Annotated in this window: 17 protein-coding genes; 8 read left to right on the top strand and 9 right to left on the bottom strand. The window is 44.4% G+C overall.

Annotation, left to right across the window (positions count from 1 at the left end):
• Positions 1 to 128: 128 nt before the first annotated feature.
• Both L3V32_RS18995 and aroG read right to left on the bottom strand, forming a co-directional pair.
• A complete protein-coding gene (locus L3V32_RS18995; RefSeq protein WP_193621661.1) occupies positions 129 to 1,301 on the bottom strand; it encodes an MFS transporter in 1,173 nt (390 codons plus the stop codon).
• A gap of 141 nt (positions 1,302 to 1,442) precedes the next feature.
• Positions 1,443 to 2,495 (bottom strand): 3-deoxy-7-phosphoheptulonate synthase AroG, encoded by a 1,053-nt coding sequence (gene aroG, locus L3V32_RS18990; protein ID WP_005396134.1) that lies wholly within the window; start codon positions 2,493 to 2,495, stop codon positions 1,443 to 1,445.
• Between the two features lie 461 nt (positions 2,496 to 2,956).
• Here aroG and L3V32_RS18985 point away from each other — a divergent pair, with 461 nt between their 5' ends.
• The gene (locus L3V32_RS18985) at positions 2,957 to 3,949 is read left to right on the top strand and encodes an OmpA family protein (protein WP_005396135.1); all 993 of its coding nucleotides are present in this window, start codon (positions 2,957 to 2,959) and stop codon (positions 3,947 to 3,949) included.
• Positions 3,950 to 4,036: 87 nt separating this feature from the next.
• Here the strand turns inward: L3V32_RS18985 and L3V32_RS18980 are convergent, their stop codons facing one another.
• Positions 4,037 to 4,639, bottom strand: a complete 603-nt coding sequence (locus tag L3V32_RS18980; protein ID WP_031780520.1) for a beta-phosphoglucomutase family hydrolase — start codon at positions 4,637 to 4,639, stop codon at positions 4,037 to 4,039.
• A 76-nt stretch (positions 4,640 to 4,715) separates the two neighbouring features.
• On the opposite strand from L3V32_RS18980, the gene arfB reads away from it, so the two are divergent.
• Together arfB and L3V32_RS18970 are read left to right on the top strand one after the other, a co-directional pair.
• Positions 4,716 to 5,129: an alternative ribosome rescue aminoacyl-tRNA hydrolase ArfB gene (gene arfB, locus L3V32_RS18975; protein ID WP_005396137.1), complete on the top strand. Its 414-nt coding sequence runs from the start codon at positions 4,716 to 4,718 to the stop codon at positions 5,127 to 5,129.
• A 101-nt stretch (positions 5,130 to 5,230) separates the two neighbouring features.
• Positions 5,231 to 7,000, top strand: coding sequence for a methyl-accepting chemotaxis protein (locus L3V32_RS18970; RefSeq protein WP_237284913.1), 1,770 nt, complete (start codon positions 5,231 to 5,233; stop codon positions 6,998 to 7,000).
• Positions 7,001 to 7,091: 91 nt separating this feature from the next.
• On the opposite strand, the gene vmeZ is transcribed toward L3V32_RS18970, so the two are convergent.
• Positions 7,092 to 10,244: a multidrug efflux RND transporter permease subunit VmeZ gene (gene vmeZ / locus L3V32_RS18965; protein ID WP_046875892.1), complete on the bottom strand. Its 3,153-nt coding sequence runs from the start codon at positions 10,242 to 10,244 to the stop codon at positions 7,092 to 7,094.
• Between the two features lie 8 nt (positions 10,245 to 10,252).
• Positions 10,253 to 11,380 (bottom strand): multidrug efflux RND transporter periplasmic adaptor subunit VmeY, encoded by a 1,128-nt coding sequence (vmeY, locus tag L3V32_RS18960; protein ID WP_237284912.1) that lies wholly within the window; start codon positions 11,378 to 11,380, stop codon positions 10,253 to 10,255.
• Between the two features lie 417 nt (positions 11,381 to 11,797).
• On the opposite strand from vmeY, the gene L3V32_RS18955 reads away from it, so the two are divergent.
• Positions 11,798 to 12,262 (top strand): dCMP deaminase family protein, encoded by a 465-nt coding sequence (locus L3V32_RS18955; protein WP_005373515.1) that lies wholly within the window; start codon positions 11,798 to 11,800, stop codon positions 12,260 to 12,262.
• An 87-nt stretch (positions 12,263 to 12,349) separates the two neighbouring features.
• Here L3V32_RS18955 and pepT read toward each other — a convergent pair whose 3' ends face one another.
• The gene (gene pepT / locus L3V32_RS18950; RefSeq protein WP_237284911.1) at positions 12,350 to 13,579 is read right to left on the bottom strand and encodes a peptidase T; all 1,230 of its coding nucleotides are present in this window, start codon (positions 13,577 to 13,579) and stop codon (positions 12,350 to 12,352) included.
• 170 nt (positions 13,580 to 13,749) lie between these two features.
• Positions 13,750 to 14,613, bottom strand: coding sequence for a DUF6279 family lipoprotein (locus tag L3V32_RS18945; RefSeq protein WP_237284910.1), 864 nt, complete (start codon positions 14,611 to 14,613; stop codon positions 13,750 to 13,752).
• A 261-nt stretch (positions 14,614 to 14,874) separates the two neighbouring features.
• Here L3V32_RS18945 and L3V32_RS18940 point away from each other — a divergent pair, with 261 nt between their 5' ends.
• On the top strand, positions 14,875 to 15,048 hold the full coding sequence (locus L3V32_RS18940; protein WP_005373524.1) for a hypothetical protein: 174 nt from the start codon (positions 14,875 to 14,877) through the stop codon (positions 15,046 to 15,048).
• A gap of 89 nt (positions 15,049 to 15,137) precedes the next feature.
• On the opposite strand, the gene L3V32_RS18935 is transcribed toward L3V32_RS18940, so the two are convergent.
• Positions 15,138 to 15,770, bottom strand: a complete 633-nt coding sequence (locus L3V32_RS18935; protein WP_005398453.1) for a response regulator — start codon at positions 15,768 to 15,770, stop codon at positions 15,138 to 15,140.
• Positions 15,757 to 17,493 carry a nitrate/nitrite two-component system sensor histidine kinase NarQ gene (gene narQ, locus L3V32_RS18930; protein WP_048625157.1) on the bottom strand — a complete coding sequence of 579 codons (1,737 nt, stop codon included), beginning with the start codon at positions 17,491 to 17,493 and terminating at the stop codon, positions 15,757 to 15,759. Before narQ ends, L3V32_RS18935 begins: the two co-directional genes overlap by 14 nt.
• A 247-nt stretch (positions 17,494 to 17,740) precedes the next feature.
• Between narQ and napF the strand changes: the two genes are divergently transcribed.
• The 3 genes from napF to napA are packed head-to-tail and all read left to right on the top strand — an operon-like array spanning position 17,741 to position 21,062.
• The gene (gene napF / locus L3V32_RS18925; protein WP_237284909.1) at positions 17,741 to 18,226 is read left to right on the top strand and encodes a ferredoxin-type protein NapF; all 486 of its coding nucleotides are present in this window, start codon (positions 17,741 to 17,743) and stop codon (positions 18,224 to 18,226) included.
• Between the two features lie 41 nt (positions 18,227 to 18,267).
• The gene (locus L3V32_RS18920; RefSeq protein ID WP_005398456.1) at positions 18,268 to 18,576 is read left to right on the top strand and encodes a chaperone NapD; all 309 of its coding nucleotides are present in this window, start codon (positions 18,268 to 18,270) and stop codon (positions 18,574 to 18,576) included.
• A complete protein-coding gene (gene napA / locus L3V32_RS18915; protein WP_237284908.1) occupies positions 18,573 to 21,062 on the top strand; it encodes a periplasmic nitrate reductase subunit alpha in 2,490 nt (829 codons plus the stop codon). The genes L3V32_RS18920 and napA overlap by 4 nt, the downstream gene beginning before the upstream one ends.
• The last annotated feature ends 61 nt before the right edge of the window (positions 21,063 to 21,123 follow it).

Here is a 21,123-nt window from a genome sequence, read left to right as displayed (position 1 = left end):
GTCTTATCAAATCGACATTTTTAGTGTGGGAATTCACATTATCAATAAAAATATAAAGAAGAAGTTGTGGAGTTGAGCTAATAAACAAAACCCGACACGTTATGCCGGGCCATGTATAGAAGATCTAATCAAGCCGTTTGGGATTCCGTTTCTTTGTTCGTTTTCAAAGCAAACATCACGATGACGAGCAACACAAAAGGAAGAACGTACAAATTAAGGTTTTGCCAACCTACGGTGGATTCAAGCCAGCCAGATAGTAATGCAGTGATAGTGACACAACTGAACACGAAGAATTCATTAAATGCTTGAGCCTTGCTCCTGTTTTTCGCTTCATAGCTTTGACTAAATAACCCAGTTGCCGCGATAAACATAAAGTTCCAACCAACGCCTAACAGAACTAAAGCAAGACTAAAGTGCCAAATGGACACTCCATGTATGTTAATTCCGATGCAAGCAACAAATAGAAATCCACCGGCTAAAATCATATTCTTCGCGCCAAACCGCTCTATCAAGCGTCCCGTGACAAACGCCGGTGCAAACATGCCCAGCACATGCCATTCGATCACTCCTGCCGCTTTGTCAAAATCAAAGCCACAACCAATCATCGCCAGAGGCGTTGCTGTCATTAAAATGTTCATTACCGCATACGCAACCATTGCGGCGATAACCGCTAGCATGAAATTAGGTCGACGGATAATGTGCCCCACTTTATCCGCTTTAGTATGTAGAACTTGCGTGTGTGCTGGTGGAAAACGAATCGTTTGCAGCACGATCAACGCAGTTATATAAAGTCCAATAAGCACGGCAAAAGCACTAATGTACAAACCATCATCTGACCATTGCTGTGAATACACCGCCAAATTAGGGCCAAGTATCGCCGCTAGTACCCCTCCCGCCATAGATATCGAAATCGCCCTGTGTCTTGCCGACTCTTCACACACTTCAATAGCAGCAAATCTGTATAGCGTTCCGAAGCCAATACCAACACCAAGCAAAAAGGTAGAAACACAGAACAGATAGAAGTTCTGTTGACTTAACGCATACGTCGCTAGGCTGGCACCCAAAATGCCAATAACATTACCGAGACTAAACCCAAGTCGACGTCCCAACTTGCCCATAATTAGTGATGCTGGGATCGTCGCAGCCATCAGTCCTAAAAATTGCAGCGCAACGGGCAACGTAATAAAACTTGATGACGGCGCAAGTGTTTTGCCAATAAGGGCAATAACAGATATGAGTAAAATATTCCCTGTCATTAATAGGGCTTGGCAAAGGGATAATAGCCATACATTACGATTCAATTCCAAATTCCTTTTGGTTACAGCGCATACAGATAACATATAGGAAAGCAGAAACAATAGAAAGAGATGCGAGTAATTCTCAATAAAAAGAGCCAGAGACACAATGCCTCTGGCTCTTTAAAAAAGTTCTTTCTGTTGAGCTTATTTGTTACGGCGCGCTTTTACTGCATCAGAAAGCTGACGAAGTACGGTTTCCGTATCTTCCCAACCGATACATGCATCGGTAATCGACTGACCATAAGTGGCCGCTTTGCCATCCACTAAGTCTTGGCGACCTTCAACTAAATGAGACTCAATCATCACACCAAAAATTGCTTCTTCGCCACCAGCTATTTGCTCTGATACGTCATCAGACACCAACATTTGACGTTTGAACTGCTTCGAGCTGTTAGCGTGGCTAAAATCAATCATCACTTTTTTCGGTAGCCCAGCGCCATCTAACTCATCTTTAATTTGAGCAACATGCGCTGCACTGTAGTTTGGCTCTTTACCACCACGGAGAATGATATGGCAATCAGGATTGCCAGCGGTTTCTACGATCGCAGAATGACCGTATTTTGTTACTGATAGGAAGTGGTGAGAAGCACTTGCAGAACGAATCGCGTCGCTCGCGATTTTAATGTTCCCGTCTGTACCATTTTTAAACCCAACAGGGCAAGAAAGGCCAGAAGCAAGCTCACGGTGAACCTGAGATTCTGTCGTACGAGCACCGATAGCCCCCCAACTGATCAGATCCGCCACGTACTGGGGCGTGATCATATCTAAGAACTCACTCGCGGTCGGCAAGCCCATATCGGTAAGATCAAGAAGAAGCTTACGTCCAATACGCAGACCATCATTCAGCTTGTAGGTATCATTTAGGTAAGGGTCGTTGATCAGACCTTTCCATCCTACCGTTGTACGCGGTTTCTCAAAATAAACTCGCATCACAACTTCTAGTTGTTCACCAAGTTCATCACGTAATACTTTTAGCTTTTTACCATATTCAACCGCAGCAGCAGGATCGTGAATGGAACACGGGCCAACAATTACAAGCAATCGGTCATCTTTTCCTTCAAGAATATTGTGAATGGCATTACGGCAATCAAAAGTGGTCGAAGAAGCGGTTTCAGTCGCTGGGAACTTCTCTAATACTGCTACAGGTGGCAATAACTCTTTTACTCTATTTATTCTTACATCATCAGTTTGAAACATTACTTCTACTTCCTGGTTTTTATTTCCGACCCAATTTTTTGCCAACTGAACTCATTGCAACATTGTTCACAAAGCGAGCAGCATCAAGGGCTCTGGTCATTTTCTGTCTAGCGTTTAAGTAACTTATCGGCTTAGGCGTAGACTTGCAATCAGTTTTTGCAAATAAATGCAAATAAAAACCATCTGTTAACCACCGCGCACAATGTAAAATAAACTTTACGAAAAAAAGTTCAAAATAATCATCAATTTTCTTATGACCCCAAAAATCTTTACTACAATGTAAGAAATATCAGAAGTTTGTGAGGTGTTATTGGTTAGTAAATGTTGATCAAGTTCAAAGATATTGTTGCTTGATATGAAATGATTAGAATATTAAACTAATTTCTTATAAACGCTGGTTTTTTCTAATTTTTTGATAAAACGAAGTAGAAGTTAATATGCAATCAATACAAGGAAACATTATGAACAAAGTAGCAATTGCAGTAGCAGCAGTGGTAGCTGGTAGTAGCGCGCTTTTAAACTCTGCTCAAGCTGAAATGTATATCGGGGGCAAAGTAGGCATGACTACACTTGACGATGCTTGCTATCTAAATAGCCCTTGTGATGATGAAGCTTTTGGTGCTGGACTACATATCGGTTATGACTTCACCGATATCATCGGGCTAGAGTATGGTGTCGACTTCTTAGGCGATTACAAAGCTAACTTTAAGTCAGGGGCTAATACAGTTAATACGATCGACGGCAATTTAACGGCTTTAACTCTCGCACCTAAATTCAACTGGCACTTAAACGAATCTTGGAACTTATTCGCTAAGATCGGTGGTGCTTACATGATGTCTGATGACGAAAAAGATTTCGTTCCAACTGGCTCGCTAGGTGCTGAATACACTATCGACAGAAACTGGAGCGTACGCGCAGAATATCAACGCTATCAAGACCTGTCTGATGACGTATGGGACGACATGGACGCTAACTTCTTCGGTATCGGCTTTAACTACAAATTTGCGGCTGCGCCAGTGGTTGCGGCAGTTGTAACAGAAGAAGTGGTTGAGCCAGATCCAGAACCAGTGATGATGAGCAAAGTGCACAAAGAAGAGTACGGTACAGGTACGTTTGAATTCGACAGTGCTAAGCTAACAGACTCTGTTTCGGAGCGTCTAGACAACTTCGTATCATTCTTGAACGAATACCCTCAAGCTCAAGTAGAGATCACTGGTTACACGGATAGCTCTGGTCCTGCGACTTACAACCAAAAACTGTCTGAGCGTCGTGCTCAATCTGTTGCGGATTACCTAACTGCTGCAGGCATTGACTCAGATCGTTTAACTGTGAAAGGCATGGGTGAAGAAAACCCAGTTGCTGACAACAGCACTCGTGAAGGTCGTGAGAAAAACCGTCGCGTAGAGGTTGTGGTTCCTTCGTTTGAATACCAAGAGCTAGTTCAACCTGAATAAACATTTATGATATTTTATCTATGATGTTGTAAAAGTTAATGGGGTGCGTTTGCACCCCATTTTGATCTCGCTTTATCGCTCTTTTTACTATGGTTTTGGAAAAAAGATTAACTCGTTATCTTGCACCATAACGCAATCCATACCCGCTGCATGCGCCGCTCGTTTACCTAGCTCGGTATCCTCGAATACAAGACATTGTGACGCTTCCAACCCAAGATGCTCGGCCGCCACCAAAAAGGTATCCGGAAAAGGCTTATGGTTCTCTACATCACTTGCAGTTACCACAACATCCAACTTGTCCAATAAACCGGAGTGGCTCAATAAGCGCATGGCACTTTCTCGTTGACTGCCAGTCCCGACCGCTATTTTCTTGTGGCCTAAATATTCTTCTAACACGATATTAGTGCACGGAATAACGTCCCCGTGCAGCTCCATAGCAGCGAACGTTTCCATTTTAAATGTAGCGACGGTTTTAGGATCTAATGAAAGCTCATGCACACGGTTTAGCTCCTCAACAATTTTAAAGCTCGGCATGCCCCCTAAACTGTGAAACCACTCCTGACAAAACGGAAAATCAAAGCGATCTGCGGTTGCTTGCCAAGCAGCCAAATGGGCTGGCATGGTATCTATTAAAGTACCATCCATATCAAATATGAATCCCTCATAGGGCCTAAAATCAATCGTGCTCATGTCTTTTCTTCTATTTGTACATCTGTGATGTTAATTTATCAGCTCTTTCAATCGTCCTTACCGGCATTTACTTATCATGCTCAAAATTTCGAACTCCGTCACAATTCAAGAGTGGGAAATTCAATTATCCCCAATTAGAGCTCAAGGAAATGGTGGCCAGAACGTTAACAAGGTAGCGTCCGCTATACATTTACGCTTTGATATCCGACATTCCAGCTTACCTGACTTCTACAAAGAACGATTACTTGCTCTTTCTGACAGTCGTATAACTAAAGATGGCGTGATCATCATCAAAGCGCAACAATTTCGCACGCAAGAACAAAATAAGGAAGACGCCCTGAATCGGCTTCAAGCTTTAATTAAAGCTGCCGCCTTACAGGAGAAGAAGCGTATTAAAACGAAACCAACCCGCGCTTCTCAACGCCGAAGACTTGATACCAAGAACAAGCATGGAGCGAAAAAGCAGCAACGTAAGAAAGTGCTGTATTAATGCATGTCGTTTTCTCGACATGTTAGTTGAACAACGTTTGCTAGCCCTTGGGAAATCTCATTGGATTTCTCTTTTTAGTTACTTATTCAGGAAACAACAATATGACTATTAGGCAAAAACTCTACTTCCTCGGAGTTATCGCCATTTTAGGCATCGTGGCCCTTTTGGGTACGTCATCCCATTTCGCCAATAAGAGCAATGAACTTAACCACGCCATCAAACTCGTTGGCGATCTAGAAATACGTTTACTCAACTTACGCAGAAACGAGAAAGATTTCTTACTGCGTAGTAATGATAAATACTTAAACAAATTTGATGCGAATGTTGATAAGTTTCTAAATATAGAAAAAGAGCTTGCGAGCATACTCACGAGCAATGAATTACCTTCCAGTCAACGATTCAAGCAAGACCTCCTTGCATACCAAAAGGGCTTTCAGAATCTGGTCAGTGCTTACCAACGCTACGGACTTGATGCAAAGAGTGGCCTTCTTGCTGGTTACGAGCAAGCACTGTTAGAAGCCAAGCAACGCTCCGACCACCAGCAATTGCTGGCGTTGGTTCGTTTTGACTCTGCGGTCAAATCAGGTCAATTCAATAGTGATTTGCTTGTTGGGCTATATGCTCCGGAGCTCACCAAAACAGGTAAGCTAGTAGCGGCACAAAAACAAGTTGTAGGAGTCGCTTACGACCAAGGCCTACTTGGTGAAACTCGCGCATTATCTCATGCCGTAGAAGAGCAATTTGAAACCTTTTCGACAGCCCTTAGCTCTGCTGCTGCAAAGCGTGATGAGCAAATGTCGACCATCAAGCAAGTCATTACTGCTCTGATCTTAGGTGTTATTTTCGCATTGATTTGGCAGATCTCTCGCTCAATCAATACACGAGTAAACAGCTTGCTTGGCACCATTCGAAGAATTAGCGAAACAAACAACATGGGACTGCGCTCTGACTTGAAAGGCAAAGATGAGCTATTTGATATCAGCCACCACCTCAATGATCTGTTGGATAAGCTTGAGCAGTTAATTAGTGGCACCCAAGAAAAATCGGCGCAGTTAACGGCTAGTACCGATAATATGCATCGTGAGCTAGAAGGGGTTATGGAGCAGTTCCATACTCAAACGGACCACACTGCATCGATGGCTACTGCGGTTCAGCAAATGGTGGCAACGATAGGCGAAATATCGGAAAGCACGTCGGTTGCGGTAGAGGGTGTGCATCAAGCCGCGAATAATGCCGAACAAGGCCGCAGTGTTGTTGAAACTACTGTAACCAACATTGGTCAATTGACCAGTATTTTATCGAACAGTCAGCAGTCGATTGGCTCGTTGAACCAACATGTAGATAAAATTGGTGGTGCGGTGAACATCATCCAAGAAATTGCGGAACAAACTAACTTACTGGCTCTCAATGCAGCAATTGAAGCCGCGCGAGCGGGCGAACAAGGTCGTGGCTTCGCCGTTGTTGCCGATGAAGTACGTGCCCTAGCTAGCCGAACTCATCAATCTACCGAGGAAATCACGCGAGTTGTTGTTGATATTCAAGCTCAAATGTCGACGGTCGTGGCGGATATTGATCAATGTAACGATCAAGGACAACAAACGCTTAATGCCTCTGAAAAACTGGATTCTAGCCTGCAGCAGATCATCACTGACATGCATGCAATTCAAGGCAATTCGGAGCGCATTGCTTCTGCGATTGAAGAGCAAGGTATCGTGATGAATCAAGTTAGTGGCTCAATCACCGAGCTTAACGCGATATCTGAAAACAACATGCAATCCGCTCAGGAATGCTTGCACGAAGTGAACTCTGTTTCTGCTCAAGCTCATGATATGGACGAAGCCGTTGCACAATTTAAAACCGCGCTAAAATAACCTTCCCTACAAATAAAAAGCCCGAGGCAATCATTGCTTCGGGCTTTTTTTCGACTTTAACTTCGTGCTCTACTGTGCGCAGCGGGTGTGATTACTCATCATCAAGAGGAACCAGCTTGGTGTTGCCGCCATGAACTTTCTCACGCTGTCTTTGCACCAGAGCGTAGAAGCCTGGGATCAAGAATGTACCTGCTAGAAGCACACACAATAGACCACCAATCAGCGACACGCCGAGCGAGTTTTGGCTCACGTGCCCTGCACCTGCGGCGAAGATCAGCGGGAAGATACCCAGGATAAACGACCAAGATGTCATATTCACAGCGCGGAAACGTAACGTGCCTCCTTTAACCGCTGCACTATCGATATCAGCATCTTTTTCTTCACGTTCTTGCTTGGCGAACTCCACAATCAAAATTGCGTTTTTCGCCGCCAAGGCTATGAGCAAGACAAGGCCAATTTGCGCATACAAGTTAAGTGGTGTCCCAGTCAGATTCAACGCCAAGAAGGAGCCTAACGTTGCTACTGGCACCACCAAAATGATGGCTAATGGAATACTCCAGCTCTCATATTGTGCCACCATGAATAAGTAAATGAAGATCAAAGCCAGTGCAAACGCATAAATGGCTTGGTTACCCGCAAGTACTTCCTGATAAGCCATACCTGTCCATTCGTACGTGTAGCCCTGCGGAAGGACCTCTGCAGCAACGCGTTCCATTGCGGCAATCGCATCACCACTAGAGTAGCCCGGAGCTGGTTGGCCTTGAATGATAGCACTGCGGTACATGTTGTAACGCCATGCCACATCAGGCTCGAACACTTGCTCGTAGCTCACTAGCGTACTTAGCGGAACCATATCACCGTTCGAAGAACGAACATGGAAACGCTCTAGATCTTCCATGCTGCTACGGTGCTGGCTATCAGCTTGCATGGTTACGCGGAAGTTCTTACCAAACATGGTGAAGTCATTCACATAAAGCGAACCTAAGTTGCCTTGCAAGGTTTGGAAAATAGACGATAGCGAAATACCCAACTGCTGTGCTTTCTCACGGTCGATATCAACGTAGTAGTGAGGGACATTCGCGCGGAACGTGCTAAACGTGTAGGCAATTTCAGGGGCTTGGTTAGCCGCTTGGATCATTTCTCCCATGACCATCGACAAATCGGTACGGCTTCGCCCTAGCGTATCTTCAAGCACAAACTCAAAACCAGACGCAGCGCCCATACCAGGAACCGCCGGAGGTCCCATCGCAAACACAACCGCTTGAGGCAACTCTGTCGCCGCTCGGCCATTAATACGCGCCGCGATGGCATTGGCAGAGTGTTCCCCTTGCAACGAGTTACGAGTATCCCAGTCATGCAGTTTGATAAACACAGATGCACCGTTTGATGCTGCTGCGCCTGTCATAAACGAGTAACCGTTTGCAACCGTCACGCCATCCACACCAGGTTCTTCACCAATCATGTTCATTAAATCATTGGTGACTTCTTCAGTACGAGATAAAGAAGCTGAATCTGGTAGCTGAACGTTAACCAGCAAAATGCCTTTATCTTCTTGAGGAACAAACGCTGTTGAGGTGGTTTTCGCAAAGAAAGTGACCGCCGCGATAGCGACTATAAAGAACGTCACGAGTAGCAAAGATTTCTTCACCAAGAAACCAGCGACCTGACCATAACGCGTTGTGATACGCTCTAAGCCTCGGTTGAAAGCCTGGAACCAGTTAGCCGTGTTGCCCCCACCCTGCTTCAATACCAAAGAACAAAGTGCTGGAGACAGCGTCAATGCGTTAATGGATGAGATCACCACCGAAATACAGATGGTCAAAGCGAACTGGCGATACATGATTCCAGTGATACCCGGCAGCATCGCGACTGGTATGAATACCGCAAGTAGAACCAAGGTCGACGTGATGATTGGGCCCGTTACTTCTTTCATCGCTAGCAATGTCGCTTTACGCGGTGAAATGGTTGGGTCTTTCGCCATGGTGGTATCGACGTTTTCGATAACCAGAATCGCATCGTCCACCACGATACCAATCGCGAGGATCAAGCCAAACAAAGTGACCGTATTGATGGTGAAGCCCGTCGCCTGCATGATGGCAAACGTACCAATCAGAGAAACGGGGATCGCAACAACAGGAATCAACGTTGCGCGCGCGCTACCCAAAAACAAGTAAGTTACAGCAATCACCAATAGAATCGCTTCAATCAGTGTTTTGACTACCCCTTTGATCGATTCAGATACAAACACGGTTGTATCGTAGCTGGTCTCATACGCCATGCCCTCAGGGAAGTTTTTACTCAAGTCCTCAAGCAGCTCCATGACAGCCTGACCACTTTCTAACGCGTTCGCATCTGATTGAAGAGACAATGCAACAATTGACGCGTCCTGACCACGGAATTTACCGTTACCATCGTAGAACTTTTTGCCTAGTTCAACGCGAGCAACATCTTTCAGATAAACCGTGGAACCATTGGGATTAGCTCGAAGGACAACGTTCTCAAACTCACTCACGCTTTCCAAGCGACCTTTGGTCACAAGGTTAAACTGAACTTCTTGTGGATTGTTGTATGGTGCTGCACCTACACGCCCTGCCGCAACTTGAACGTTCTGTTCAGCCAAAGCGGCGTATACGTCTGACGTGGTTAGCTTAAGGTTGGCCATTTTTTCAGGGTCTAACCAAACACGCATTGCGTATTCGCCACCACCAATCACGTTAACTTCACTGATACCTTTCGCACGAGCCAGCTGATCTTTTACATTCAAGTTAATGTAGTTAATCAAGAACTGATCATCGTATTTGCCATCAGGTGAATAGAAGTTAAGTACCATCAGCAAGTCAGGTGAACGCTTTTTCACCGTCACACCAACCATGCGCACTTCTTGAGGCAGTTTTGACTCGATCTGTGACACACGGTTTTGCACGTTTACTTGCGCCATATCTGGATCGGTCCCGACATCGAACGTGACGTTTAGGCTGTATGAGCCATCGTTCGCGCTCTTTGAAGACATGTAGATCATGTCCTCAACGCCATTGACCGAGGTCTCTATGGGGTCCGCAATGGCCTGCTCGACAACTTCCGCACTCGCACCGGTGTAGTATGCCGAAACGCTGACTGATGGCGGACTTATCTGTGGGTACTCCGCCACTGGCAAAATCGCCAGTGAGATCGCGCCTGCTAGCGTTAATATGATCGAAATAACCAGCGCGAATTTAGGTCTCTGAATAAAGAAACGACTTAACATAGTGCCCCCTACTGCTTATCTTCAGCAGGTGTTTGAATGCGCACTTCTACACCATTACGCACACGCTGTAGGCCCTGTGTAATAACCGTATCTTCCTGATCGAGGCCTTCTCGAATGATAATGCCTTGTTCAACCTGAGGTCCAAGCTCGACGTTACGACGCTCTGCCACACTTCCCTCAGCCATCACCATCACAAAGTCACCTTCTAAGTCAGTCTGTACGGCACGTCGTGGGATAACAATAACGTCTTTCGTGTTCTTATCTCTCAAGTTCACTTTGATGTGCTGACCCGGAAGTAACTTCTGCTCTGGGTTTGGCACTAGCGCACGCATTGCAATCGTACCAGTTTTGGTATCAATACGATTACCTAAGAAATCGAGCTTACCGAGATGCTCAAAAAACTGGCCATTTTCCAGCTCAAGCTGAACTTCAACTCTGTTTGATTCTGCTGAGCCGTCGCCTTTGACTTGATCCATCCCCATGGCTAAGCGCTCGCGCTCACTCACACTAAATGAAGTATGAACTGGGTTTAAGCTCACCAATGTCGTCAGCACGCCAGATGAAGGGGAAACAAGATCACCGGTACTCACTTTGGTATCGCTAATGCGACCGCTGAACGGAGCTCGGATTTGAGTATAAGAAAGGTTAACTTCAGCAAGCTTAAGCTGAGCGTTTGCTGCTTCTAGCTCGGCTTTCGCACCAAGAAGTGCCGCAGTTAAGGCATCAAACTCAGATTGAGAGATACTACCGCGAGGCAACAAGTTTTTACCTCGGGTGTGGTCTAGTTCCGCTTTTTTTAGTGCGGCTTTTGCTTGTGCAAGTGCCGCTTTAGCGCTCGCGACTTGTGCTTCAAAAGAAGATGGCTCGATAGAATAAAGAAGCTGCCCTTTTTCTACCATTTGCCCCTCTTCAAAGTGACGAGCTTTTAAATAGCCAGAAATCTGCGCGGTAATATTGGTATCTTCTACTGCTTCAATGCGACCGATATAAGACTTGCTCGGTTGGTAGTCGATAACCGTGACATCCTGAGTCACTACGAGAGGCGCTTGGCCTTCCCTTTGGGCATTATTAGCTTCCCCGCATCCAGCGAGGATTGCTGTAGCCGCCATTAGTGCGACAAGTGGTTTCTTTTGCATGTATTTACCGTCTTTATAGAACAGGATATTGTTGAATTCCCATCAACCTTACTCCTTGCTGCAACTGAAAACTTCACTCAAAAGCCCCCAAAATGTTTCTAAATGTAAACATGAGAAACAAAAAGAAAATAAAGTAATTTAGTTAACAGTGATATTTAACAAACAATATACAAGCAGCTCAGTCATAACTATTTGATATACACTCTCAGGCATCGTGCATTTAGAGGCGCCAGGAAACACTAAGTGAGATATCGTATAAAGACGGAAAGTGAGATTCGGTGCTCAAGATAAGAACGTTTTATGGTTAAAAAGACAAAAAATGACGCCTTCATACTCAAGACCCCGATTTTGACTATTTTTTTAATATAAATGGGTTATCATTCAATTAATTCAACGCCTTCGACAGAGAGGATGACTATGATTTCTAAATGGGCAAAACGCTTTTACCAGATGGCAGAACTAGTGGCGTCTTGGAGTAAGGACCCATCAACACAAGTCGGTGCAGTTATCACTAAACAGAATCGCATTGTATCTGTTGGATTTAATGGCTACCCGCACGGTGTTTCTGACAGTGTCGATACCGATGAACGCGAGTTGAAATATCTAAAAACACTGCATGCAGAAGAGAACGCAATTTTGTTCTCAAAACGTGATTTAGACGGATGTGATATTTGGGTGACGCATTTTCCATGTCCTAACTGCGCGGCAAAGATCATTCAAACAGGGATCTCACACGTGCACTGCCCTGAGCAATCTGAAGACTTTCTATCTCGCTGGGGAGATAAAATCCAAGTCAGCCAAGACATGTTCGATCAAGCGGGTGTGAAAGTCGACTGGCTACCACTAGAAGACATTGAAATTGAAGACAAAGACGTACGTTAATGTTTCGTTTTTGAATTTAAAAATAGCCCAGATGACTCTGGGCTATTTTTCCCCATTCAATCGACAAGAACCGCTCGACCTAGTCTGTTAACCGTGTTTTTTCGCGGTGATTTCAGCAATTTTGACGATGACAAGCACTGACTTCTCCATCATTTCAACCGAAATAAACTCATGAATCCCATGGAAGTTAAAACCACCAGTGAAGATATTCGGGCACGGCAACCCCATAAAAGATAAACGAGCGCCATCTGTACCACCACGAATAGGTTTTATAATCGGCTCCACATCACACGCTTCCATCGCTTGCTTCGCTAGCTCAATGATATGCGGGTAAGGCTCAACCATTTCTCTCATATTGTAATAGCTGTCTGTTATTTTCAGTTCTACAGAACCATGGCGTAAGCCCGCGTTCATGTCATCAACGAGTTTCTGCATAAAGGCTTTTCGCTCTTCAAGGCCCTGACGATCAAAGTCTCGGATAATGTAACCAAGTTCGCTTCGCGCCACGCCCATTTCTGCCGATTTTAAATGGAAGAACCCTTCGTAGCCTTCTGTTGTTTCGGGAGTTTGATCTTGAGGCATTTGAACCTGAAATTTCGCAGCCAAGTTCATCGCATTAACCATTTTACCTTTTGCAGTACCAGGGTGAACGCTGACACCATGAAAAATCACATCGGCGTTTGCCGCATTAAAATTTTCGTATTCCAGCTTACCTTGCGGGCCACCATCAATAGTGTATGCCCATTTCGCGCCAAACTTTTCAACATCAAATAAATCTGCGCCCCGGCCAATCTCTTCATCTGGTGTAAAGCCGATACAAATGTCGCCGTGTGGAATGTCTGGATTTTCTAGTAACAGCGCGACTGCAGAGAGAATCTCAGCAATACCAGCTTTGTTATCCGCGCCAAGTAATGTAGTGCCATCGGTAGTGATAAGATTGTGGCCATGTAGATGATGTAAATCTGGGTATTGCACCGGAGATAACACTTCATCCCCCAACCCTAGCGCAATATCGCCGCCTTGGTAATCTTCAATAAATTGCGGTTTTACGTTTTTTCCTGAGGCGTCAGGCGCGGTATCCATATGGGCAATAAAGCCGATAGGCGGCACCTCATAATCAACGTTAGCTGGCAGTCTAGCCATCAAGTAGCCATTTTTATCTAATGTCACATCACTTAAGCCAAGTTCGATCATCTCTTTCTTAAGCAACTCAGCAAACACAAGCTGACCAGGCGAGCTTGGGCAAAGCGTAACATGTGGATTTGATTGGGTATCGAACGTGACGTAGCGAAGAAATCTTTCAACTAAATGTTTCATATTTATTCTCATTGTTTTTATACGATGAGGCTTTATCAACCATCAGCAAGCTGACCTTACCTCATCAAACCTCAAGCTATGTTACGCTCTTAGCTCAATAAGAATTTGCTTTGAATCATTTTTTCATAAGAAAGGCTACTGCACATCCCCTCGTCAATTGAAGCATGAATCTAATCTAATAATTCCTCAGCTAGTACTCGCCACTCTTTTACCTTACCGCGAAAATGAAGCCATTGTTTATCGGTCATAGATTGAGAAATATCTAATGTCAGTTGATTGACCAGCACAAAGTTAGAATCAATATTTTTAGAAAGCTGCTCACTGTAATAGCTCTCTGGCTCGAACAACAGGCGCATAAATATATCCTGATAAGTGACAGCATTGGACTTGTTGTCGAACAGATATTCGAGCTCTTGATATATCGTTGCTCGATAACCTCTCCATAAAGGACTGTTAAGAGTGACTTGTTGAGAAAACGTTTGAGCTAATTGGCGCTGACTTTCTGATAGGCTTCCCAACCACTCTTCCATCCATTCTTCTGTGTTATCTAGAATAATTTCACGTATTTCATCTTCCGTTTTATCCGCATATTTTGCGTTTCGCTCTTGATAATGCTCTTGTACATTACTCAGAAATTCCCGTTCTTGATCTTTCGTTAACTGTAAACTCAAAGCAAAAAGGTCTGGTGCCGCTTTGCTTACCACTCTATCGTAATGCGCTCGCATTCTATCTCGATTTTCCTGCAAATAATTTAGGGTTATATCGCTCGCTTTTAATCTCTCAAGCTCTTTTAAATGATCGATATATAACGGTAACTCTTCTTTCTTATGCCATTCTGCTAACAATAATAAGCGTTCTTCGACCAAGACTTCTTGTTCACCTTGCAGAGAAACATAATCCTCTATGTAATCGATAACGAACCAATCGATATTGCTGTATAGAAACTTCTTCGTACATCCGGCAAGAAGAAGTACGAAACAAAATAGAAGGCCATAACCAAGCACCTTATTAGATACACCCTGTAATTTAGTCACTTATTCGTATTCCCTTTTCTATTGATTAAGTTCTATACTCAACTTGTATCACTTAATATTGCGGCAAACTTACACCAGTGTGACAAATATTGATTGCCACCTTAATAATATATAGAGTTTGAAATTAACTTTTTGATCACAGCTATCCGCAAAAAAGTGAGTTAGAGCGCAATTATCGGCTAAAAAACACACCGAACGACGCTCCTTATAACGGCATATAATTTGCATGGATGTTTTTTGGATGGTTTATGGAGGCGAAGTATGGCAGCCGCTGAGCAACTTGATACCAGTGTAGAATATGAGATTCGATATTTTGAACAGGGGAAAATGCACTGCATGAGAGTCATTGCTGAAAGCAAAAAAGTGGCTTATCAGTACTATTTAGAGTGCGGTAAGCACAACAGTGACTTGTACTCTATTCGCCCAGACAAATAAAAAAACCGCCTTAAAGGCGGTTTTTTTATTATTAAAATCACGCTAAACGATTGATTCCATTGGTGGTTTGGGATTGTTCTTCAACTGTATTATTTGATGTCGCCAAAGCGCTCAAGATAAAGAACGGTTGCCGCAGTACGAGAAGGAACTTGAAGCTTTTTAAGTAAACTCTTCATATGCACTTTAACCGTTGATTCAGAAATAAAAAGACGATCGGCAATCTGCTTGTTGCGGAAACCTCTTGCCACCTCTCTTAAGATCTGCGTTTCGCGATCCGTCAGCGTATCAAAAACGTCCTCTTGTCCTGAACGCTCACTCAAATACTTAGAAACTTCTTGGCTGTAAGCTTTGTCGCCTTGATGCGCTTGTTTTAGCAATTCAACCAGCTCATCAGGCTCAGTATCTTTCAATAAATAGCCATCTGCGCCACTTCGAACTATTGCTTCTATGTCAGCAGGACTATCCGATACGGTTAAGATAACAATTCGAGCTTCACAACCATCAGCACGTAGCGCTTGTAAGGTATCGAGGCCTGACATGCCTTTCATATTGAGATCAAGAAGTACAAGATCCAGTTCCAGCTCATGCGCTTTCGCTACCGCATCTGCGCCATTACTTGCTTCTGCAACGACTTCAAACTCAGGCTCAAAGCTTAAAAGTTGGTGAATACCTCGTCGCATGAGTGGATGATCATCCACCAGCATTACTTTACACACTGTCACTGTTTACTTCCTTACTATGTTGGAATTCTAGTTTTACGGTACAGCCTTTGTTGATCGATGCTTCAATATGAAGATCGGCATGCAGCCTAGCGGCTCGCTCTTGCATGATACTCATACCGTAATGATTTAATTTTTCGTCTTGATGTTCAAAGCCTATTCCATCATCGGTAACGGTTACTGTGACTTTTCCATCATTATCAAGACATTGAATGTGAATATTATCTGCTTGCGCATGCTTGATGGCATTAATTGCCGCTTCTCTTATCAACTGTAGTAAATGAACCTGCTGGTGTGCATCCAGTTCAGTTGAAGAAAGTCTATTTTTTAACGTAATGTCAGCGACGGTTTGTTCGTTGAGCGTTTCGACCATATCTTGCAATGCTTGGCCAAAACTGCCCTCTTTAATCGTAAGACGAAACGTCGTCAGTAATTCGCGTAGTTGGGTATAAGCAGCAGATAAGCCCGTATCCAACTCGGCAATGACTTGATTCGCCTGAGCTATCGCTTTTTCATCAGGCAAATTCTTTACGCTTCTCTTTAATAAAGCGACCTGAATTTTTAAATAAGAGAGTGCTTGAGCTAATGAATCATGCAGTTCCCGAGCAATGGTGGCTCGCTCTTCCATCAGTAGGATTTGTTCTGCTTGGCGTTGGGCTCGATTGTAATACACGGCACGCGATAAAATCTGCACAAAGTTGTCAATCAGTGCCTCATTCGGACAAGGTAACCCGGCCTTCCAATACAAATAGCCTAAGTGCTCACCGTCCAACGTTAGAGCCTTACTGTGGCAATCTTCATCACAGTCGTGGCAGCATTCTTCCCCTTCCATCAATATCCAACTCGGTTCTCCCAATTGCTCTATTTCAAGTTTGACTGCTTTAATGCCTTCAAGACTTGCAATATGTTGCAATATGGCTTGGAAGTTATCCTGATTAATACGCGAAGCCGTTAACTCTTTCGACGAGTCATACAATACTTCTAAAGACTGATTCGCATGCTGTAATTTACGCGTTTTTTCATCAACCGCTTGTTCTAGCCCTCGGTATAACTTACCAAGGTCCGTCGCCATCCGATTAAAGGTTCGAGTCAGGATCCCCATTTCATTATCGCTGGATACATCAAGCGATATATTAAATGAGCGATTTTTAATTTGCTCGCTAGCAAAAACTAAAGCTCGCAAAGGCCGTACAACTTCGAGGCGCACAAAATGGACAACAAACATACTGACACAAAGGATACCGCCTAACCCTAACCCGCCAATCCAAGCTAAGTTAATCAGCTTTTGCTCCGAAAAGCTTTGCAGCTTAAATACAAACTCATCGATCTGCTTTACAAAACCAGCCACTAGGAGTTGGTACTCCGCCGGGTTGTCTCCTCTCAACACCGACTTGAGCTCATGCCATCTCATAATAAGACGGTAGTAATCATGAGTAATGTCTTCTGGCACTGACCAATGCTGGAGTGCTTTCATGGAAGGTGAGTATATCGAATGTTCAAATGCGTCAATATGTGAAGAGTAATCAACAGATTTAATCTGAATATCATGTGCCAAACGATAACTTTGCATTCGCATTGAGCCAGCAACATTGACGGCTTCTGCATCATTCAAGCTTGACGCTAACGTAAAAATTGCAAAACCAGTCGTAGCAACTGAAAGCAGCAAAATAAGAAGCATCGCGGACGCAATCGTGCGCGTCACTGACTTTTTCACATTTTTAAACAATCTGAGTTCCTCGCCCATTAACAACCCTATTTGTACGTGCAATGAACCCATTACCTTTCAACTTTATCAATATGTGATCACCTGCGACGGAATTTATTGATCCAAAACAATATTGCATCCCATTTACCTCCTAAGAGGTATTTATACAAATATGTCAAAAACTACAATTTCGTTAGTTTAAATGACAGTTTATTAATGAAAATTGTGGACTATGCTTAGTTTGGGTTCCAAGTTTCGAGGTGACTAAGTGGTAGACCTTTCCAGAAGAAGACTCTTTGCAAGAAAAGCGCCCCCCGACAACGCCGTACGTTTGCCTTGGTTAACCAAGCCAGAACAGTTTACGGACGATTGCACTCGCTGCGGTAAATGCATTGAGGCCTGCGAAACAAAGATTATAACTAAAAGTGATGGCGGATTCCCTTCGGTCGATTTTTCTATTGATGAATGCACATTTTGTTATCAGTGTGCAGACGCCTGTCCTGAGCCCCTTTTCTTGCCAAAAACAGAGCAACCTTGGCAAGCGAAAGCAAGCATCAACGATAGCTGCTTAGCAAAACAAAATGTCGAATGCCGAAGCTGTGGGGATATGTGCGACCCGATGGCAATTCAGTTCAAATTAGAGCTGGGGAAAGTAGCACAACCCAATTTAGACCTTGATGAGTGTAACGGCTGCGGCGCCTGTGTTTCAGTGTGCCCGACTTCATCCATCAATGTGAGCAATATAACAGCCTAAGCCGTATGTCGTCGGCCAAAGGCAATAAATGAGAGAGCTATATGTCACTAAATGAAGTGCATATTTCAAGTTTGGTAGTACACGTACTGCCAGAACATCTGGACGAAATCAAACAACAGATCGAAGCACATGAAAATGCGGAAATCTATGGTGATAGTCCAGAAGGCAAGATTATCGTCGTGCTTGAAACCGAGAACCAAGGTTTTATCACAGACACTATCGATGCCATTAACAATTTACCGAATGTCTTGAGCACGGTATTGGTTTATCACCAAATCGAAACTGGGCTTGAAGAAACGGATGAAGAAGACACTGGAACACAACATTCCCAAATCGAGGGTGAAGTATGAAAATGACAAGACGTGCGTTTGTGAAAGCAAACGCGGCTGCATCAGCTGCTGCTGTCGCAGGTGTGACACTACCAGCATCTGCAGCCAACCTGATTGCAAGCTCTGATCAAACCAAAATCACATGGGACAAAGCACCTTGTCGTTTCTGTGGTACAGGCTGTTCTGTTCTTGTTGGTACTCAAAATGGCAAAGTGGTAGCAACACAGGGTGACCCAGAAGCACCAGTAAACAAAGGCCTAAACTGTATCAAAGGCTACTTCCTTTCTAAGATCATGTACGGTCAAGACCGTCTGACTCAGCCGATGCTGAGAATGAAAGATGGCAAATTCCACAAAGACGGTGAATTTACACCTATCTCTTGGGATGACGCTTTCGACATCATGGCTGAGAAATGGAAAGCTTCCCTCGAGAAAAAAGGTCCAACAAGCGTAGGTATGTTTGGCTCAGGCCAATGGACAGTAATGGAAGGCTACGCTGCGTCAAAGCTAATGAAAGCGGGCTTCCGTTCAAACAACATTGATCCAAACGCTCGTCACTGTATGGCTTCTGCTGTAGTTGGCTTTATGCGCGCATTCGGTATCGATGAGCCGATGGGTTGTTACGATGACTTTGAGAACGCAGACGCATTCGTTCTATGGGGCTCGAACATGGCAGAGATGCACCCTGTTCTATGGACTCGTATTACTGACCGTCGCCTAAGTCACCCTCACGTTAAAGTGAACGTGCTTTCTACTTACTACCACCGTTCATTTGAGTTGGCAGATCACGGCTACATTTTTAATCCACAGTCTGACCTAGCGATTGCTAACTTCATCGCGAACTACATCATCGAAAACGATGCGGTAAACTGGGACTTCGTGAACAAGCACACTAACTTCACTCAAGCAGATACCGACATCGGTTACGGCCTACGTTACGATGATCCGCTACAAAAAGCAGCGAAGAATCCTAACTCAGGCAAACTAACGTCTATCTCTTTCGAAGAGTACAAAAAGTCTGTTGCACCTTACACAGCTGAGAAAGCCTCTGAAATCTCTGGTGTTGAAAAAGAGAAGCTTATCGAGCTTGCGAAGCAATACGCCAATCCAAATACGAAAGTGATGTCTCTATGGACGATGGGTATGAACCAACATACTCGTGGCGTGTGGATGAATAACTTGGTTTACAACATCCACCTACTAACCGGTAAGATCTCGACTCCGGGTAACAGCCCATTCTCACTAACGGGTCAACCATCTGCGTGTGGTACCGCTCGTGAGGTTGGTACTTTCGCTCACCGTCTACCTGCAGACATGGTAGTAGCTAACCCGAAACACCGTAAGATTGCGGAAGACATCTGGAAACTGCCAGAAGGGACGATTCCACCAAAACCTGGCTTCCACGCCGTATTGCAAGACCGCATGTTGAACGATGGTGTTCTGAACTGTTACTGGGTTCAATGTAATAACAACATGCAAGCGGGTCCAAACATCAACACAGAACGTCTTCCAGGTTACCGCAACCCTGAAAACTTCATCGTTGTGTCTGACCCATACCCAACAGCGACAGCGCAAGCAGCAGACCTTATTCTTCCAACAGCAATGTGGATTGAGAAAGAAGGTGCTTACGGTAACGCAGAGCGTCGTACTCAAGCTTGGTACCAACAAGTGGGCACGGTCGGTCAGGCAAAATCTGACCTATGGCAGCTAATGGAGTTCTCGAAACGCTTCAAAATGGAAGAGGTGTGGCCTGAAGAGCTACTAGCGAAAGCGCCTCAGTACCGTGGTAAAACCATGTACGACGTACTATACCGCAATGGTAATGTCGACAAGTTCCCTATCGAAGAAGCTCGCGAACTGAATGACGATGCCCACCACTTCGGTTTCTATGTTCAAAAAGGTCTGTTTGAGGAATATGCAACGTTTGGCCGTGGTCACGGGCATGATTTAGCACCATACGACCGTTACCATGAAGTGCGTGGTCTACGTTGGCCAGTTGTTGATGGTAAGGAAACACAATGGCGCTTTAAAGAAGGTTCTGATCCATACGCAAAAGAAGGTTCTGGTTGGGACTTCTACGGCAATGCTGACGGCAAAGCGAAGATTATCTCTGCACCATATGAAGCGCCACCAGAAGTGCCAAACGATGAGTTTGATATGTGGCTATGTACTGGTCGTGTTCTTGAACATTGGCACACAGGCACCATGACTCGTCGTGTACCTGAGCTATACAAAGCAGTACCAGACGCAGTGTGTTACATGCACCCTGAAGACGCAAAAGCGCGTAACGTTCGTCGTGGTGAAGAAGTACTCATGGCAAACAAACGCGGCGAAGTACGCGTTCGTGTTGAAACTCGCGGTCGTAACCGTCCGCCAAAAGGTTTGGTATTCGTACCGTTCTTTGATGCACGTATTTTGATTAACAAGCTCATCCTAGATGCGACTGACCCACTGTCTAAACAGACAGACTTTAAGAAGTGTCCAGTCAAAATCACTAAGATTGCTTAACCTTCAGATACCGAATGCTACGGCCGTCACTATGGCGGCCTAATAAAGAATTTAAGCCATA

It is taken from the genome of Vibrio sp. J2-4 (assembly GCF_021728155.1).
GTDB classification, from domain to species: domain Bacteria; phylum Pseudomonadota; class Gammaproteobacteria; order Enterobacterales; family Vibrionaceae; genus Vibrio; species Vibrio diabolicus.
Note: the sequence above shows the minus strand (reverse complement) of the source record. Positions and strands in the feature narration are given on the sequence as shown.